This window comes from Parasutterella secunda (assembly GCF_016901835.1).
Classification (GTDB): domain Bacteria; phylum Pseudomonadota; class Gammaproteobacteria; order Burkholderiales; family Burkholderiaceae_F; genus Aphodousia; species Aphodousia faecavium.
Window position 1 is genome coordinate 1 of sequence record NZ_JACJKX010000011.1, and the last position, 19,182, is coordinate 19,182.

Annotated in this window: 14 protein-coding genes and 1 tRNA gene; 4 read left to right on the forward strand and 11 right to left on the reverse strand. The window is 48.7% G+C overall.

The window, feature by feature from the left end; all coding sequences use genetic code 11:
* Positions 1-80: 80 nt before the first annotated feature.
* Complete coding sequence (gene cas1f / locus H5985_RS06440) at positions 81-755, reverse strand: type I-F CRISPR-associated endonuclease Cas1f (protein WP_205050493.1); 675 nt, start codon at positions 753-755, stop codon at positions 81-83.
* Between the two features lie 347 nt (positions 756-1,102).
* Between cas1f and potE the strand changes: the two genes are divergently transcribed.
* Both potE and H5985_RS06450 read left to right on the forward strand, forming a co-directional pair.
* Positions 1,103-2,410: a putrescine-ornithine antiporter gene (gene potE, locus H5985_RS06445; protein ID WP_239481677.1), complete on the forward strand. Its 1,308-nt coding sequence runs from the start codon at positions 1,103-1,105 to the stop codon at positions 2,408-2,410.
* 127 nt (positions 2,411-2,537) lie between these two features.
* Positions 2,538-2,612, forward strand: a tRNA-Glu gene (locus H5985_RS06450).
* Positions 2,613-2,752: 140 nt separating this feature from the next.
* On the opposite strand, the gene H5985_RS06455 is transcribed toward H5985_RS06450, so the two are convergent.
* From H5985_RS06455 to H5985_RS06475, 5 genes are all read right to left on the reverse strand, one after another.
* Entirely contained in the window at positions 2,753-3,856 is a 1,104-nt protein-coding gene (locus tag H5985_RS06455; protein ID WP_205050495.1) for a metal-dependent phosphohydrolase, read from the reverse strand.
* Between the two features lie 108 nt (positions 3,857-3,964).
* Positions 3,965-5,182, reverse strand: a complete 1,218-nt coding sequence (locus tag H5985_RS06460) for an FtsX-like permease family protein (protein ID WP_205050496.1) — start codon at positions 5,180-5,182, stop codon at positions 3,965-3,967.
* A 2-nt stretch (positions 5,183-5,184) separates the two neighbouring features.
* A complete protein-coding gene (locus tag H5985_RS06465; RefSeq protein WP_205050497.1) occupies positions 5,185-5,865 on the reverse strand; it encodes an ABC transporter ATP-binding protein in 681 nt (226 codons plus the stop codon).
* Positions 5,862-6,299, reverse strand: coding sequence for a hypothetical protein (locus H5985_RS06470; protein ID WP_205050498.1), 438 nt, complete (start codon positions 6,297-6,299; stop codon positions 5,862-5,864). The genes H5985_RS06465 and H5985_RS06470 overlap by 4 nt, the downstream gene beginning before the upstream one ends.
* A gap of 78 nt (positions 6,300-6,377) precedes the next feature.
* Entirely contained in the window at positions 6,378-8,120 is a 1,743-nt protein-coding gene (locus tag H5985_RS06475; protein WP_205050499.1) for an alkaline phosphatase, read from the reverse strand.
* Between the two features lie 302 nt (positions 8,121-8,422).
* Here H5985_RS06475 and dcuC point away from each other — a divergent pair, with 302 nt between their 5' ends.
* The gene (gene dcuC, locus H5985_RS06480; protein ID WP_205050500.1) at positions 8,423-9,691 is read left to right on the forward strand and encodes a C4-dicarboxylate transporter DcuC; all 1,269 of its coding nucleotides are present in this window, start codon (positions 8,423-8,425) and stop codon (positions 9,689-9,691) included.
* 128 nt (positions 9,692-9,819) lie between these two features.
* Here dcuC and H5985_RS06485 read toward each other — a convergent pair whose 3' ends face one another.
* From H5985_RS06485 to H5985_RS06500, 4 genes are all read right to left on the reverse strand, one after another.
* Complete coding sequence (locus H5985_RS06485; protein ID WP_205050501.1) at positions 9,820-10,677, reverse strand: NUDIX domain-containing protein; 858 nt, start codon at positions 10,675-10,677, stop codon at positions 9,820-9,822.
* 24 nt (positions 10,678-10,701) lie between these two features.
* Positions 10,702-12,219 (reverse strand): lysine--tRNA ligase, encoded by a 1,518-nt coding sequence (lysS, locus tag H5985_RS06490; protein ID WP_205050502.1) that lies wholly within the window; start codon positions 12,217-12,219, stop codon positions 10,702-10,704.
* Positions 12,220-12,243: 24 nt separating this feature from the next.
* Positions 12,244-13,348, reverse strand: a protein-coding gene (gene prfB / locus H5985_RS06495; RefSeq protein WP_205050503.1) for a peptide chain release factor 2 whose coding sequence is annotated in 2 segments (ribosomal slippage) — positions 12,244-13,266 and positions 13,268-13,348 — 1,104 coding nt in all. Because the reading frame shifts where the segments join, the coding sequence is not laid out codon by codon here.
* 46 nt (positions 13,349-13,394) lie between these two features.
* Positions 13,395-14,171, reverse strand: a complete 777-nt coding sequence (locus H5985_RS06500) for a class I SAM-dependent methyltransferase (protein WP_205050504.1) — start codon at positions 14,169-14,171, stop codon at positions 13,395-13,397.
* A 175-nt stretch (positions 14,172-14,346) separates the two neighbouring features.
* On the opposite strand from H5985_RS06500, the gene H5985_RS09600 reads away from it, so the two are divergent.
* Positions 14,347-16,581: an autotransporter domain-containing protein gene (locus tag H5985_RS09600; protein ID WP_205050505.1), complete on the forward strand. Its 2,235-nt coding sequence runs from the start codon at positions 14,347-14,349 to the stop codon at positions 16,579-16,581.
* 39 nt (positions 16,582-16,620) lie between these two features.
* On the opposite strand, the gene parC is transcribed toward H5985_RS09600, so the two are convergent.
* On the reverse strand, positions 16,621-19,080 hold the full coding sequence (parC, locus tag H5985_RS06510) for a DNA topoisomerase IV subunit A (RefSeq protein ID WP_205050552.1): 2,460 nt from the start codon (positions 19,078-19,080) through the stop codon (positions 16,621-16,623).
* Positions 19,081-19,182: the final 102 nt, after the last annotated feature.

Below are 19,182 nucleotides of genomic sequence, written 5' to 3' on the forward strand. Positions count from 1 at the left end.
GGCTGTGAGCAAAGGTCTTCTACGCTGCGCTTCGAAGTCCTTTACTCACACCTCAGAATTTGCCTTAGACCTACGCCCCATCAATTGCACTTCGTTTTTGAATCTGTGAAAGTATTTACTAAATCACTTCCTTCTCTATCTCGTGTAAATTGTATTCCTGTACATGATGCAGAAAAACGATAAAGGGATTTTGTAAAATCAGCCTCAGCTGTCAACAGTGCATTAATGTGATCAGCATTCTCAATTTTTTTCTTAAATAAGCTGACAGCTCTTTCAATATCGGAATCATCAGGAATAAAGCCCCAATCGCAAAAATCTTTGTCTTTTTTCCAAACTGAAGACAAATACTGTATACGACAAAATTGAAATGTTTTAGCAACAGAAAGACGAAGAGCGTCATCAAACCAAAATCGTAGCCAATTCTGCACATATTCTGTCGGTCTGTATTCATTTTGCGCCGTCATCCATTCAATTTCAGTGGCCTGAAATAAAGGTGTTGCTCCACCTCCACAAAAGCCAATCGTCACGCCTGCTTTTGCCAGTAACCTGACAGCTGCTTGAGTAATAGAAGTCCCTGTACCTAAAAGAATCACTGTTGTATTTGCAATGGGAATATTCCAATACTGATTCTGTTTTTTCGTTTCCGTCAGATAAAGAACACGTCCATCCTTTTGCATCACACGGCAATGTTCCAAATAAAATATGTTTGCCCTTTTTGAATGGAGGATCGGTTTTAAATTCAATAACTCTTCCATATGATCGATTCTCCTAATCATTTTTACCACTAATGAATTAATGATGACATATCGTACTTCAAAATTTGATGTGATCGAACATGTCAAAAATCCTTGAGCCAATTTACGGTTATAAGTCTTTCAATAAAAGCTCCTGAACCGTCCATACAGCAGCAGGATATGAATTACACTTCATTGTCTCATTTTGTTAAAAATTTTTTTAGGAAAATTAATTACCTTCATACAGTTCTTATTTGGAATTCAATCTAAGTACAATAGCCAAACAAGATAGACAGTCTTGATAAACCCTTTAACACAAACAATTTTGTTTCTTATTGGGACAGATGACAAACATTGAAAAACCAAAAATGACGTGCCTTCAGCTGACAATGGCTGTCATGCTGAATATGTTGGGTTCATCCATTATTCTGATGCCCACTAAGCTTGCTGAAGTAGGAACACAATCAATTTTGGCCTGGCTTGTTACGATCAGCGGAGCAACCGCTATTGCCTATACCTTCGCCAAATGCGGCATGTTCAGCCGAAAAAGCGGCGGTCTGGGCGGTTATGCTTCATACGCCTTCGGTAAGTCGGGCAGCTTTATTGCTAATTTCAGCTACGGCGTCTCACTCATCATTGCCAACCTCACGATTGCCATCTCTATCGTGGGCTATGTAATGGTTCTTTTTGACTGGAATCTCACGCCGCTCGAAATGGGCATGGCGAGTATTTTTGTTATCTGGCTTTGCAGTCTTCCCAATATCGGAGGCGCCCGTTTTATCGGCCGATTGTCACACTTTTCCAACTACGGTATTTTGATTCCGATTATTATTCTGACGGTTATCGGTTGGAATTGGTTCTCAGTGGATCGTTATGTCGGCGCTTGGAATCCCCAAAACTTAACCCCGTTTGAAGGACTCTCTGCTGCCATTTCCATGACGCTTTGGGGCTTTTTAGGTTTAGAGACCGCTTGTGCGAACTCTGAAGCTGTTGAAAACCCGGAAAAATCCGTTCCCAAAGCCATGGTGCTGGCTACGATCGGTGCCGGTATCGTCTATATTCTTGCCAACAACATCAGTTTCGGTATTGTCGATAACGCTGTACTTTCACGCTCAACGGCCCCATTCGGACTCGTCTTTGCCACCATGTTTTCCCCTGAAGTCGGCAAATTTGTGATGGCTTTAATGGCACTGGCTTGTGCGGGGTGTCTGACCAGTTGGCAATTTACGATTGCCGAAGTGTTTCGAGTGTCCTCCAAGGAAGGCTATTTCCCAAAGATTTTCTCAAAGGTGAGCCGCCTTAATGTCCCCATTATCGGCATCATCATTATTTTGCTTTTGCAGTCGCTTGCGGTATTGCTCACAATTGATCCGAGGCTTGAGCAGCAGTTCTACATTTTGAAGGACCTCGCCGTGGTCACGAACCTTGTGCCCTACCTCTTAGCCTTTGCCGCTGTTAATGTGATTTTGCATAGAGAACCGGTCAATAACCCGGCCTTGGTGCGGCGCACAACCATCATCGCTTCGTTTGCATCGGCCTATTCGCTCTATGCTCTTTATGCCTGCGGCCCGAATGCCATGATGTGGGGAGCGCTTGCCACCTTTGTTGGCATCTGGCTCTACGGGTATGCGGCCAAATCCCTTGAAATCAAAGGAAAACTTCAAGGAAACGAGTAAAAAAAGATCGGACTGACAGTTTCTTTTGTATTCAAAACGGTAACTTTTTTGCGGCGAAGGCAAACCTTTTTCAAAAGATCGTCGTAGAATATCACCTGCAATTGATCTTGGCGGTCCGATTACGAATATCTCCATCGTCTAATGGTTAGGACATGACCCTCTCAAGGTCAGAATACGAGTTCAAATCTCGTTGGAGATACCAACCTCTTCAAAATCCTTCATCCCTCAAACACGTTGCCCGCTCTAGCCTTGATTCGTCGGAAAGATATCTTTTTAAACAAACAAAAAAAGTTCAAAGAGGATTCGATCACGTCGAGTAACCGAATCCACTTTTTTTGTCTACTAGAGCTTAACCACCCGTGCAACATCGGCCGCAAATGCTTTCCGGCCTTGAGAGCTCAAGATGCCGTACAAGCGCATTGCGGTGAGATTAGCCAAAACGTAATTTCTGAAACTATTAAATGCACTCTCTTCGGCAATGCCGTATTGTTCTTTGGCCAAGTCTTTTAGGGCTTGAACCGACCACTGGCAAGCCGATGAAGAGATCACCCAGTCATGATCGGCCAAGTGCACAACATAACCTTCCATACGGCGCGGAAGCGGTATTGTTTTTAAGTCCGCCGCCAACAGTCCGTACTTAACCGGATCAACTCCGGCGATAATGCTGGCTGCTTTTAGCCATCCCACAACAAGTGCTTCTCCCTGCTTTGAAGAAGGATGCTCATGAGCACAGGCTTGTGCTACAACAAAACTCGGGTTAATACCGCGCTTAATAGACTCAGCTACACTCAGCACGTGATGCTCACCGGCTCCTGCCAACGGTTGCTCCACACGACAGGAGTGGTTCTTTTCCCATTGAAAGACCCATGGTTTGTGCAAATCGTGCAGAATTTCGCCACCCACAGCATCGTCCCAATCCAGCTCCAGGTTGTTGATGTGACGATAGTTTTCATATAAGGCTTGCGCTGATACAACATTTAGAGCCGTATGAGTGGCAAGACCTCCCGGATAGGCATGGTGTGAGCCGTAACCGGAGCCCGGAGCGCTCCAGAAAGGTTGAGGAGAGTGTTTGGAGTCGGAAATCGCCGGAAAAACCTTTTGAGCATTTTGTGCAATCAGATTTTCCTTTTTCAAACTCGACAAAATCTGTGACTCATTGCCTTCGGCAATTGTCGGATTCGGATTTTCAAGAATGCTTAAAACGGTTGAACGCAAAGAGGAATTATGAATTTTCTTTGCAACGTTCACAATCGTGTCATACGCTGATTGCACCACTTCGCTGTTTTTAGCGATGTCGACATCGGACATGGCTAAAACTTCTTTAAGACTGCGGGCCGTTTTAGGGGCGGCAGCCTTAGCAGCCATCGGTGTCATTGCCGCTGCAGCCACGGAAACACCGATCAGGGCACTGCCATGAAGAAAATTTCTCCGAGATAAATCACTCATACTAGCCTCTAGACTTTTTAAATTAATAGGGTTGCCTCATTGGCAACCCTATTGTGCTATCCGTACATGACCAGCCCGTATCAACTCAATGAAGAAGACGTGACAACATCATTGAAGCGGTAGGCGACCGACTTTCACAGCAGGCATCAGGGCAAATAATGCCCCCAATACCAACGTAGCGGCTACCACTTTCCATTCACTTTGCCCAATCACAGGTGTCATCGCAATACCGGTATTGTCACCGATCACCTGAGCGGCCAGTTGAGACAAACCGTATCCGCCCAAAAGCCCCAAAACGACTCCAGTGACAACCACCGACATAATCAAAAGCCAGACCACTTGCATCACGTAAACTCTGGGAGCTCCCATCGTTCGTAATTGCAAAAATTGCGTCCGTCTCAATTCCCCCAAAATAAAACCGGTAATCAGCACGGCAAAAAGTGAAATCATGACTGAACTGGCGGCAAACCATTCAAAAGCCACCATGGCAGAATCCAACGTCGCATACAGTTCAACCAACACTTCTCCCGTAAAAACAGCCATCAAATTAACCGACTGCCCGCGACTATCCAAGCTCGTTGCCGAAGACAGCCCCTGACGAATCTTATAAGCATCGGAAATAGACACGGGTTTAACGACAATGGCAGAAAATCCGGGCAATGCGTCAACGTTCTTTTGCAAAAGCCACTGCTCGAGCTGCGGCGGCTCTTGTGCGATCTTTTTGTCATGCATCGCCCAAATAGACTCTATCGGAACCAATACTGCCCGATCCCAAGGCGTTCCGGTTTCGGGCAAAACCCCCACCACCTTAAACCCGTTCTCATGCCGATGGCCGATACCTGCAATTCGTCCGTGGTGAGGGAAAACAATCTGGCCGATGGCAAGGCCGGATCGAATCCCGACAACAGCCTCATGGCGCTTCTGAAAGACCCGCCCCTGAGAGAGCTCTCGAGTCTCACCTAAAGTCACAAACGCTTTTGTCGTACCCACAAGTGGGTTATCGCCTACTCGATCACCGAAAGCCAAAGGGGCACTCCACTTCACTCCTTTGTATTGATCCAGAATATTTAAAGTGCTCGCCGGTGTGAGCGAGATCATCTCGTCTCTTAGGTAAACGGTTGAAAGTAGCAGTGACGTGCGGCTGCCTTTTGCGCCGATCAAAATATCAAACTGCTCGGCTGCTTTGGCACTGGAGGATTTGATCATTCTTTCCGTTTGACCGATAGCCGTAGCAATAGAAAGAGCCAAAGCCAAAACGCAGGCAAGCGAACACAAAATTTTCCAAGACTGCCGGCATTCATTTTTCAAAAAAAGCGATACATTCATTGTCAAGCCCCCCGAACGGTTCCGTCCTCAAGTGTCAGGACTCGTCTGAAACGGTTGAGCATGGAGCTGTCATGCGTGACCACAATCAATGTCGCTTTCAAATTTTCTGCCGCCTCAAAAAGCGCATCCATGACATGAATTGCGTTATCGTGATCGAGGCTCGCCGTCGGCTCATCTGCCAAAATGACTTGAGGTGAACTCATCAAGACCCTGACTAAAGCCGTTCGCTGCATTTCACCTCGAGACAAAAGCGAAGCCTGTGTCTGGGCGGGTACTGCACAAGCATCGAGTAAGGTTTTTGCTCGACTGCGATCAGCCTGCGTGATGGTGCCACGAAAAGTCAACGGCAAAATAACGTTATCGAGCGCACTCAAGCCCCCGAAGAGTCGAAAATCCTGAAATAAAAATCCGCAGTGACGACCTCTCCAATCATCTCTTTGCGATTCGGACAGGCGGTTAATGGCTTCTGCCCCCCAATACACATCACCTTTTTGTGGAATCAGTATCCCGCTGATCAACTTTAAGAATGTAGATTTTCCGCTTCCGGACGTTCCCCGCAAACCGACTTTTTCTCCGCAGACAATATCCAAGTGATTAATATCCAGAATCGTGCGAAAACTGGCTCCGTCCTTTACCCGGTATTGCAGATCCTCGACAGTCAAATCAAAAGACTGCGAATTCATTTCAAAACCTCAAAAGTCGCCTCTACCAAACGAACCAAACTGACAAAACCGGTCTGTTCATCGGTGTAGCTACCAAGTTGCAACGTTCCCGTAACCACTATAGGGCGATTGGGCTGCACAAACTCCTGTTTAGCACTCAGATACACCACGATGATATTATCGGGCCAGTCCTGATCACTGTTACAGAAAGGACAAAGACTCACAGGCTCACGGGTCATCACTAAAAAATTCGCTTCGGGCTTTAAAGGCGGAGCCATAAATCCCTGTACAGAAACCGTTTTTTGAGCAAGAGACTTTAATTTCTCACTGAATTGAAGTCCTAAAATCGGATTGCCTTCATACATTTCGTCAAAACCGATAGAGGCAGCCGCTTTTGCCTTCACCCACGGAGCCAACATCAAAAGTGAGGCGGTTAAAAATACTCGTCGCTTCATACACACTCCTATGCAAAAAGCGCCGGCATGGAGTGCACCCCGTACCGACGCCTTCCGATTCGCTCAACCCGTTATCGATTAGCGACCCAGGGCCAAAGCTTCAGCCATCACTCGGAAAATTTCCGTCGAATTCATAAAGCCTCGGATCTGATCGGCGTTAGGACCGCGAGCGGTCACAACCAGGTCATCGACCGTATGCACGCCCTGGCTTTCGTTACGGGGTAAATTACCTTCAACGAAGTGAGCACTGGGGATATCTTTGTACTGAGCATTGGCCACGTACTGACCTTTTTCGTTTTGTACGGCCGGATTAAACGTGGCGTCGGGGAAAGACCGATACGTTTCGTAGTAGTCCGGATGGGCACCGAAGAAGACTGCCAAGCGCTTGCTCGGATTGAAATCATCCGGGAAGCCGTCCTTGTTTTTATCTTCGTAGTTGGGGTAACCGGCATTGGCATACACACCGACCTTTTCGCGCCAGTCATTACCGGGCTTATTGTCGTCCACGGTACCGGCAACGGAGATGGAGTGCGTATGATCGCCCGTCACAATCAAAAGGGTATCCGGGTGCTCATCGCAGTACTTCTGAGCCGCTTCCACTACCTTATCAAAGGCAATCGTATCGCCCACGGAACGCGCCCAATCCAACGGATGCGAGTACTTGTCCACAAGACCTGCTTCCAGCATCAGGAAAAAGCCCTCTTTGTTCTTTTCCAATACCTTGACGGCTGCATGGAACGAGTCCGTCAAATCCGGTTGATTGGGGAATTTCTTAACGGTGTTACCCTTCCATTGATGACGATCGATCCAGCCATCCATGTTACCGGTATGGAAAAGACCCAAAAGACGGTTGCTTGAGCCTGCTTTTTCAACCAAAGCCGTGCGGTCGGTCACCAGGGTGTAGCCATCCTGCGTGAATTTCTCAATATAGTTGATATCGTCTTTGCGCTTGGAACCTGCAGTTGACTGGGGCAGGAAATAGGCCGAGCCGCCGCCTAAAATCACTTCGGGTTTAACGTTATAGAACATCCCGACGATATCAGCTTTATCGGAACGCTTACGAGTATGAGCGACCACGGAAGCAGGTGTGGCATCTTCAATTTCTGCATCACTGACCACGCCCACGGCCATCTTCGTCTTTCTGCGGATCAACTCAGCAATCGTTTCTTGCTTCGGGTCATCCTGGCTCGCTTTCGTTCGGTCGGCGTACACACCCAAAGCATTCACACTGGACTTATGACCGGTCATATAGGCTGAAGCCGTATTGGCACTGTCAGCAGCAATCGTATCGACTGAACTCGTTCCCAAAAGTGCCATGTGGGGCATATCGTCCATTGCCAAAGGGGCGTTGTACATACCGTTGGTCACCCCTTTAGACAAAATACGGGCAGCGGTGCGGTGACCGACAGAAAGACCGTCAGCTAATAACAAAATCACATTTTTCGCTTTGGGCTTGTCACCGGTCGTATAGACATCCCAATTCACGGTCTTTGTAGTAGCACCGGCTTTCACCGTCACGGTGTATTGACCCGGAGTTTTAATTTCCGTATCGCGCAGGATTAATGCCGAGGCATTGACCCCTTCTTCTTTATCCAACCACAATTCTTTGCCCGACAAGGTCTGATTGAAATTCTTTCCGTTGATTTCAACCGTGATCTTATCTCTGGCGGTGACATCGTCGAGTTCAACTTTAAAATCAAAACGAGCATTGGTCATGAAACGCGCATGATCAACCGGATAAATTTCAATGGCCTGAGCACTCAACGCACTCATTGCCGCTACAGCACAGGCCACAGAGGCCACAATTTTTTTGGATTGCATTTCTTGATCCTTTTTAACAATGCCATCAGAGTCATCTCCGACGGACGCAAAGAGTGTAAAAAGGCTCTATGAGCAATCCATGACAAAATACTCTCAACTTAATGAAGTTTTTTCAGCCCGATCCGAGCGATTTCATCAGCAAGTCACAAATAAGTACACATTTGTTATATGTTTAGATGAAAATATTCCCTAACTCATGTCAAAAATCCTTATAAATTAAGGGAAAGTGACAAGGCGATTTGGAAATTTGTCCATTAAAATTCGCGAAAAAATTTCTAATCCAAATCCTCAGGAGATTAATAATGACCTTACTGAACTGGGTTGCTGTGGTCGTTGTTATTTTGACGATTGCCGCTCTCATTAAACGCTACGAAACGCGTTTGGTCCTCTTTACGGCCGGTTTGATCCTCTGCTGTGTGTCCATGCAGCCGATGACTGCCTTTAACGCGTTTGCCAAGTCCATGACCAACGGCGGTTTGATCATGGCTATTTGCGCCTCCATGGGTTTCGCTTATGTGTCTTCTTACACGAAGTGTGACCAACATTTGGTGCACTTGCTCTCCAAGCCGATTCGCGGTTTGGGTATTTTCCTTGTGCCGATCTGCACGGCCGTGACGATGATCATTAACATCGCCATTCCGTCTGCCAGTGGTTGCGCTGCTGCCGTGGGTTCTACGTTGATCCCGGTGATGCTGCGTGCCGGTATCAGCCCGGCTGCTGCCGCTGCTTCCGTGATGATGGGTACGTACGGTGGCGTTCTCTCTCCGGGTTCTGCCCACAACGTGTACATCGCCAAGATCTCCAACATGGAAATCATGGACTTCATCGCCTTGCACACCCCGTTTAGCTTGGTGCTCTACGCTATTGGTATCGTCGGTATCCTTGTGATGTGCATCATCTTCAAGGATAAGGGCGAAGCCACCGACAACATCCAAGTCAATGTTGACAGCAAGCAAGAAGAAATCGAACGCCCGAACGTTATTTACGCTATGGTTCCGTTGCTCCCGATCGTTATCTTGGTGCTCGGTAACTCTGTTTTGCCCGCCATCAAGATGGGTGTGGCTCAGGCCATGGTCTTGGGTGCTGTGCTTTGCTTACTCATCACCCGCGCCAACCCGCAACAATTCTCCAAGACGTTCTTCAACGGCTTGGGCAAGGGCTACGGCAACATCTTGGGTATCATCATCGCAGCTGGCGTGTTTGCCGCCGGTCTTCGCGCTGCCGGTTTGATCGACACCTTTATCGCCTTGTTGCGTGAAGCCAATGACATCGCCCGTTGGGGTGGTTCTTTGGGTCCGTGGTTCTTGGGTACGATCACCGGTTCCGGTGACGCTGCCACGTTCGCCTTTAACGAAGCCGTTACGCCGCACGCCGCCTCCTTCGGCATGGACATCCCGCACTTGGGTGCCTTGGCCTTCTTGTCCGGCGCCTTGGGCCGTACGTCTTCTCCGATCGCCGGCGCCATGATGGTTGTGGCCGGTATCGCTATGGCTAACCCGGTTGAAGTCGCCAAGCGCACGATCGTTCCGTGCTTCATCGGTGTGATCGTTTTGGCCTTCATCATCGTTTAGTCTGATTACTGATCAGCATTAAACTTCAAGGGACAGTTTTCACGCTGTCCCTTTTGTTTGCCCTAAAAAAATCGCCCGAGGAAAATCCATCCCCCGAGCGAAAGCTATTTAAGAATGAAATACTTCTATCAGATAATGATCTGACCGCGATAGTGCAGCCACTTCTCTTCAATACGCTGACCCAAACGTTTCATCGTGGTTTCTGCAATACCGATACCGGCTGCATACATGAGCTTTTCCTGCTCAGCCATACGAAGCGCCTCATGGCAATCAAAAGAGGCAAATTCAGACACTTCTCCGTCTCGATTGACAGGTTCGGCTCCTTCTTTTAAGAAACCTTCATAGTTTCTGACCACCTCTCTGAGATAGCCTTCAGGCACGGGCAGCTCCTGCACAAAGCGGGCGCTTTCCTTAATTTCCACATCATTGGCACTTAAGCCGGCTTCTTCGTAGAGCTCACGATAAAGCGCATGTTCAGGCTCTTCACTGGCCTTGACCAAACCGGCCGCAAGGCTATCCCAAAGACCGCCTGCAACAGGTTTTCCTTCGCGGCGCTTGGCCAACACTACATGCCCATCCTTATCGTATGCAGTCAATCGCACAGACGTGGTCATCAGTCCCAACTTTCTGCACAAAAGTCTGGGAGCCTGACAGAAAACACCGTCATAAACCGTTGCCCGCACATCAACAAGTTCCCCGGCGTCATCGGTTAAGTCTCCCGACTCTGCGAGGATTCTCGCTGCTTTTTGCATTGCAGCCGTGCGCTCCGTTACGGAACGGCAAACGTCATCGACCAGGTAGAGACTGTCCATTAAGCGAAAGTCGCTTGTCGCACCGGCAATTTTCATAGCGAGTTGCTTTTTCACGCAACCGATAATTTCCTTGCCCGCACGCACCCGTACAAAATCGGACGGAACCGGTTGATTGACACGATTCTTTAAGACTTCATACGTTTCGTAAACCGATCGGGCAGTAAGTTCGCTCATGGTGTCTCTCTCCTTGGAATCCTATTAGGCTTCGGGACGCATATGCGGGAAGAGCAACACGTCACGGATGCTGGCCGCGTCAGTGAGCAACATCACGAAGCGGTCGATACCGATACCGCAGCCGCCGGTGGGCGGAAGACCGAATTCCAAGGCGCGGATGTAGTCGGCATCGTAGTACATGGCTTCGTCATCGCCGTGAGCTTTGGCATCGGCCTGAGCCTTAAAGCGGGCCGCCTGGTCTTCCGGGTCATTTAATTCGGAGAAGCCGTTGGCCGTTTCACGACCGGCGATATACAACTCAAAGCGTTCGGTGAGTTCCGGATTGGTATCCGAAGCACGGGCCAAAGGCGAAATTTCGACCGGATAGTCAACAATAAAGGTCGGATCGATGAGCTTAGACTCAGCCACTTCTTCGAAAAGCGCCATTTCCAAAGCACCGATTCCAACATAATCAGGCTGCGGAGCTCCCAGGCGCTTTAATTCATTGCGCAGGAACGCTTCGTCATTTAACTTTTCATCCGTATACTGAGGGGCATACTTTTGAATGGCCTGACGCGGAGTCAAACGATCAAAAGGCTTACCTAAGTCAATATCGTGACCTTGATAGTGAACCATGGTCGAACCGTTGACTTCCTGTGCCACGTGACGAAGGATGGATTCAGTGAAGTTCATCTGATCCTTGTAGGTCCAGTACGTCGCATAGAATTCCATCATCGTAAATTCCGGATTGTGGCGAATAGACAAGCCTTCATTGCGGAAGTTACGGTTTAATTCAAAGACGCGTTCAAAGCCGCCCACCACCAAGCGCTTCAGATAAAGTTCAGGGGCAATACGCAGGTACATGTCCATGTCCAACGCATTGTGATGCGTGATAAAGGGTTTGGCATTGGCGCCACCCGGAATCGGGTGCAGCATCGGAGTTTCCACTTCCATGAAGCGGTTGGCAAGCATGTAGTTGCGGATGCAGGCAATGATCTTACTGCGCTTGACAAAGCGAGCGCGGCTGTCTTCATTCATGATGAGATCAAGATAGCGCTGGCGATAGCAAATTTCCTGGTCTGCCAAGCCGCGGAACTTTTCGGCCAACGGACGAATCGCCTTGCTCATCAAGCGAACTTTTTTCACGCGCACGGACAATTCACCGCGCTTAGTCTTAAAGACCGTGCCTTCGGCAGCCACGATATCGCCGATATCCATACCCTTGAATTCTTCATAGGCCTCTTGCCCCACTTCAGAAGGCGAAAGGAAGTACTGCATCGTGCCGGTGACATCGCGCACCGTGGCAAAAGCGGCTTTACCCATCACGCGCTTGAGCATCATACGACCCGATACGGCCACTTCATGAGCTTCGGCTTCCAATTCTTCCGCACTCTTTTCACCATAAGCAGCACGAATGTCACCGAAAAGATCCTTTCTCACAAAGTCATTCGGGTAGGCGTGACCAGTCTGACGCCACCGAGCGAGCTTGGCACGGCGTTCTGCAATGATATGATTTTCGTCTTCTGCCGTCATAGCGGCTTCTTGAACCTTATTTTCTGCCATTTTCTTATCCTTAATCTGCGTCGCTCAGACGCCTTGCTTGAGGCTAGCCTCAATAAATTGATCGAGATCGCCATCCAACACGGCCTGCGTGTTGCCGGTTTCCACATTAGTACGTAAATCTTTCACGCGCGACTGATCGAGCACATAGGAGCGAATCTGGTGACCCCAGGCAATATCGCTCTTGGCATCTTCGGTCTGCTGCTGCACTTCGCGGCGCTTACGCATTTCCGCTTCATAGAGTTTGGCCTTCAACTGAGCCATGGCCTGCTCTTTATTGCGGTGCTGGCTGCGGTCATTTTGGCAAACGGTCACAATCCCCGTGGGAATGTGCGTAATACGCACGGCCGATTCAGTCTTCTGAATGTGCTGACCGCCCGCGCCCGAAGCACGGAAAACGTCAATACGCAAATCAGCTGGATTGATTTCCACTTCGAAGCTGTCATCGATTTCCGGATACACGTAAACACTTGCAAAAGAGGTGTGTCGACGCGCATTGGAATCAAAGGGGCTCTTTCTGACCAAACGGTGCACACCGGTTTCGGTACGAAGCATACCGTAGGCGTAGTCACCCTGAATGTAAATCGTGCAGCCCTTGATGCCTGCCACTTCCCCTTCGGTTTCTTCCTGCAATTCAACCGTAAAGCCTTTGCGCTCACCGTAGTGCAAATACATACGCTCGAGCATGCTTGCCCAGTCCTGGGCTTCGGTGCCGCCCGCTCCGGCCTGAATTTCCAGGTAGCAGTTGGCTGCATCCATCGGCTGGTTGAACATTCGTTTGAACTCAAGCTTTTCAACCGATTTTTCGAGCTCAAAGACTTCATCACCGACAATTTCAATGCTCGGGTAATCCTCTTCGGCCATGGAAAGCTCAAAGAGCTCGGCCGCATCATTGACCCCATTGGTAAGCGTCTTAAAAAGCCCGACGGTATCGTCGAGTCGTTTTTTTTCTTTACTGACTTTTTGTGCGTTCTCAGGATTGTCCCACAGTGAGGGATCTTCCATTTCGCGATTGACTTCTTCTAACCGGCGTTCCTGTCGGTCGATGTCAAAGATACCCCCTCAGCTCAACCAATCGAGCTGTGAGGTCCGAGATTTTGGCCTCAATTAGGTTTATACGCTCAGCGTCCATCTTGATAAAAAAGAATAGAAAGTAATAAAAGTGTTGAAATGTTTGATTATAAAGTAATTACCTCTTCTTTGAGTGCAGGATTGAGCGCTTTGAGGCCGTTCACCCACTTAATCGCACCGAGTTTCCATCTGTGCCGCAGACTTTGAGCGCGCTCATAGAGTTCATCATGAGTAATTTCAAGTTTGGCGCCTGCAAAACCCAACACCACACGATTGCCTTCATCGATTTCGGGCATTACGAGCACCCGCCCTTCAAAAGCTTCGGAAATAGCCGAAAAACTCTTTTCGAAGCGGCTGCCGAAAAGATTGAAACTAGCCACCGCTCCCCGTTTATTCATCGCTCGACGACAGAGTCGGTAAAAATCCGCATCATCGTATACGGGACCTTGAGCCTGCTCGTCGTAAATATCCACCTGAAGCCAATCGGCCGGATTGAAATCCTGACGAGCGGCAATGAACGACTTGGCATCGGCCAAGTGGATCTGCAACCGATCATCGGGCATCGGACACTTAAAACACTGATGCGCGCTCATGACGACATTTTCTGAAATTTCAGCTACATCAATTCGTGCATCGGTGTAGCGATAGCAAAATTTGGTAAGCGAGGCAGCACCGAGCCCCAACTGAACGATTTGCTCAGGCTCGGGATAAAAAAGCCCGCAAGCCATCATCTGTCTCGGATACTCCAAAACCAACTCATAGGGACGTCCCACTTTCATTGCCCCCTGAATCCAGGGAGAGCCGAAATGCAGATAGCGAAAACCGTCTTCTTCTGAAAAAAAGAGATTGGGGCAGGGATCGGGATTATGAAGATGTTTTTTCATGACCGAAAAGAAAAAAAACGTTTTGCCATATTGTAATGACAGGCTCCTGTCCATAGGGGTTTTTCATAAATTTTCGGATGCAGGACCTTTGACTTTTCTCATCATTTGCCGGTCACACCGACCGCTACAATCCGAAGCTCTCAAAAACAACTCTCACATTACGAAAGGACAAGAAGTGGCTGATGTTCGAAACCACCTCCTCTCTTTTTCCGTGTTGACTCTGTTAAATGCTCATTGCTGTGGCGCTTTGGCCGATTCAACGTCTTCCGATCCCTTGCAATTGACTTTGAAAGATCTCTCTGATGACGGTTTCTCATACGTCTATCAGGACTTTACAGGGGATTTGCCGGAAAATTCTCACTACGCACTCAACGCATCGGACGATCCCCTCAGCCCTGAGTGGATTGATGTGTCTTTTTTCAGGCAAAGTGAGCCAGAGGCCAGACTAAGAAGCGATTATCACCTCGATATTGAAGCTCGGAACGTTGATGCCATCGCCGCTTGGGAAACGCTAGGATTACCCCGATTTTCCGCGAACTCCGTTCATTCTTTTAGCGTATCGCTTAAGGTCCGAGAAGGTGAGCGAGCGCTCAATGATGCGGTGGCGTGGAAAATTCTCGACTCTACCCTCACGGGCGATTCGCTTCCCGATACCATTAATCTTAAAACCGAGGTTTTAAACCCGGATTTCATCGGCACGGCTGCTGCTCTTCAGGCTTATAACACCGACATTGAATACGCAGGCACTCTAACTTTGAGCGCCTCGGCTCTGACCAATCCTGACAATGTTTTTGCTCTCGATATCGTTGACTCCTCTCTGACATTCAAAAGTTGTGGCAACAGCGAGATCCTGGGTGATATTCGCGCAACAGGGCTCAGTGAAGTGTCCGTCACTTTGACGCACGAGACCGATTACTTCAAAGGACGTTTTGAAAACGCTACGCCCGAAGAAACACAGATAGCGATTCACATCGAATCGGGCGCCCGCTGGGAAACGCACGGCGATAATTTCATCAATGATTTTTATTGGGGAAAGAATGGCCTGTTGGATATTGCCGATGCTAAAGAGGTCGTCAGCATTAAAACGGTAGGTTCCGACAGTGAACACGAAATCCTGCAAAACACGACTCACGTCGAAGACGGAGCACTCTTGCGGGTGAGTATCAACGACTCTGACATCAACTCGGATCACTATAAGCTGCAATTGGGTAACGTCGCTCCTGTTAACCCGGAAGGGGCAAGAGTCTTTGTTGAAATTCAGGATAAGCGCACTGAGAAAAATACCGATGAACTCAATATCGGTCTGATCAGTGTCACAAACGTAGACGACTCGCACGGTAAATTCTTTGTAGAGGCCATTCCGACTTACTATGAAACAGGACTGGGATCGTTTAAAAGTTACGGATCCATCGGTACCGATGGCGCTGACGGTTTTATTCTCACGTCGATGGTGACTGAGCGCTTGGGGCCCTCGCAATTAGTCAAAAACGTACTTGATTTCACCGCAGCCCTTGCCGTGAGCGAAGAGCAAAATGCAGACCGTGTCTTTTCAGTGATTGCCGATCGACTCTCTCAAAATGCTTCGCGCGGCCTTTGGGTCGATCTCCAGACCGGTGAAACAGAACTCGATCTTGAACACCGTACACGCTCACAAACTCTTAAAACTCACTCCCTGACATTGGGTTTTGACCATGATGTGGACTTGACGGGATTGGAAAATGAAACGCTCGGAGCGTGGATCAGTCGAAACGAAAGCGAGGCTGATCTCAAAGCCGCTTCATCTGAAATTACTTCCACTGCGTTGGGATTTTATTTCCACGGCATCACAGAAGAAAACTACCGATTGATTCTCCAGGGACATTACGCACTGGGCGAGCATTCGATAAAAACACCGGGCTTTTTCGGAGAGGATCACATTTCAGATCATGCCGAATTCGATTCCGATTACCGTTCATACGGAGCCGGACTTTACTTCGGTTTCACCTACCCTGAGATTGATAAACGGTGGTTTTTTGAACCTTTCGTGAGCGGCTACACCTATTGGATTGATCAGGATGCCGGTTCCGACTTTGAAACGATTTCCTTTAAAGGGGAAAAGATTCACCAATCATGGGTCAAAATCGGTACCACAGCGGGTTATCGAGCTCAAGGGAAATGGCCTCTAAGTGTTTATGCACAGGCCGCTTGGGCTCATCGCTTCGGTCAATCCTTTGACCTGACAGGCTACGAAGGCGAAAACACTGAGAAATTCAAAACGGAAAATTTAAGGGAATCCTGGGGATCTCTGAAACTGTCCGCACAGTACCGGATTAATGAGAGAACACTTTTAAGTACCCGAGTCTCTGCCTCGGTTTCTGAAGTGGTCAAACCGAAATATGAATGGGGAGTGAATTTAAACTACACTCTTTAACACATCAGGGGGCGATGCCCCCTGACGGTTAAATAATCACTAGAAAAGTGTATCCGACAGTTCTTCAGATGATGCAGCTTCCGGCTCTGCTGAATCCTTTTTCGGCAGCGGCTGCAAGTCTGTTGCCTTCCAGCGGATATCGAGAGCCTTACCTTTTCGGGCACGGTGACCCAGATGGTACTCAAGAACCGCTTTCTTGACAGCATAGTAACGCACCTTGCCTCCCCTACCGATACCGGTTACCAACACACCCTCACTGGCAATCGGTTTGGCAACGACAAGCGATTCCGTCAGATTGAGATCCATCAAAGCGACTCCCTTGCCGCCACCCGGCAATGTCCGCACTTCGTTAAGATCGTAAATCAAAAGACGCCCTTCTTCAGACAGACAGGCTAAAAGTGTCTGATCCTCAGCCACTACCTGCGGCACCAGAATTCTCACACCTTTCTCAGGCACCTTGATAAAGTTTTTACCGGCCTTGACCCGTGCAAAGAGATCCTTAAATTGGCAGATAAAGCCCATACCCTCACTTGTTGCCATGACTACGCGCTGTTCGGGCTTGGCAACACAGTAACCCACAATGGCCGATCCCTTTTCAAGGTCAATGAAGCTGTTGATCGGTAATCCGTCACCTCGGGCACTCGGGAAATCAGAGACCGCAATCGTATAGACCCTGCCGTTATCGGCGACCGCCACCATCTGATCGGTTGTGCGACACTCAAAGGCCACAGCAAAAGAGTCACCCATCTTATAGGTCATGACCGTTGCATCATGTCCGTGACCCGTACGAGAGCGAACATAACCCTTTTGACTGATAACCACTGTGACCGGTTCGTCTACCACAGTCTGAGTCATTTCGGCTCTCGAAGCTTCTTCGACCAATGTGCGACGTTCGTCCCCGAATTCGGCGGCATCCTGAGAGATTTCTTTCGCAACAAGATTTCTCAAAAGTTTCTCAGAACCCAAAAGCCGCTCCAAAGAACTCTTGGTTTTATTAAGTTCTGCCAACTCCGCTTCAATCTTGATACCCACTAAACGAGCCAATTGGCGCAAGCGAATTTCAAGGATATCTTCGGCCTGAATTTCACTCAATGGGAAGCGTGCCATCAAGGCTTCTTTGGGATCATCCGCTTCACGGATGATGGCAATCACCTCATCCAAATTCAGGTAAACCAAATGACGCCCTTCCATGATATGGATGCGTTCAAGTGTTTTCTCGAGCCTGAACTGCGTACGACGACGCACCGTTTGGACTCTGAAACTCAACCATTCGTTGAGAATATCCATCAGAGACTTCTGGCGCGGTTTCCCGTCAGAGCCCACCATCACGAGGTTCATCGAGACGTTGCATTCAAGGCTCGTCTGAGCCAGTAATGCATTGACAAACTCCTGACGGTCTACGTTTTTCGTCTTGGGTTCAAAAACCAATCGGGTGGGCGTTTCTTTATCGCTTTCATCCCGAACTGTGTCCAATAATGCAAGCATGGCAGCCTTAGCCTGTTGCTGCTCAGACGTTAATGCCTTTTTCCCAGGACGGATCTTCGGGTTGGTGATTTCACCCACTTCATTTAATACACGCTGAGCAGAGGTATTGGGCGGCAATTCCGTCATAATCAAGCGCCAGTGTCCGCGCTGCATTTCTTCAAACGTGTATCGGGCACGAACTTTAAGTGTTCCGCGACCGCTGCGATAAGCCTCGCGAATATCTTCCTTTTTACTGATTAATTGTCCGCCCATCGGAAAGTCCGGAGCGGGTAATACCGACAGAACCTCATCGAGCGTTGCTTGAGGATTATCCAAAAGCATCAGGCAGGCGGCTGCCACCTCTTTGATATTGTGTGAGGGAATTTCTGTTGCCATACCCACAGCAATACCGCTTGATCCGTTTAAAAGGACAAAAGGCAAACGAGCCGGTAACATCTGCGGCTCTTTAAACGCCCCGTCGTAGTTGGGCACAAAGTCCACCGTGCCCTCATCGATTTCATCCAAAAGCAAACGGGAAATTTTGGTCAGCCGAGCCTCGGTGTAACGCATGGCCGCAGCGCCGTCACCGTCACGGCTACCGAAGTTGCCCTGACCTAAAACCAAGGGATAGCGCATGTTGAAATCCTGCGCCATGCGAACCATTGCTTCGTAAGCGGCCGTGTCCCCATGCGGATGGTATTTACCTAAAACATCACCCACCACACGAGCACTTTTCACGGTCTTGGCCTCGGGTCTTCCCAAGCCCATTTCGTGCATATCAAAAAGAATGCGACGCTGCACAGGTTTTTGTCCGTCACCGATTGCCGGCAGTGCACGACCCTTCACCACCGACATAGCGTATTCAAGGTAAGCGTGGCTGGCAAAATGCGCTAGAGTCAATTGCTCTCCATCGTCGCCTGACAAAACAGGACGGGCTTCAAGCGGAATGACTTCAGGTTCACTTTCCGTTTCAGAGGAATCGTTTTCTGCGGATTCATCAACAATATTGACTTCCTGCGTTGATGGAGCGTCCATCGGCAAATCTTTTTCGACCGCTTCTGTCACTTCAGACTCATTTTGGATTTCAATATTCTCTTCATCATTGCCGAAAAGGTCGGCCGAAAACAAATCTTCAGT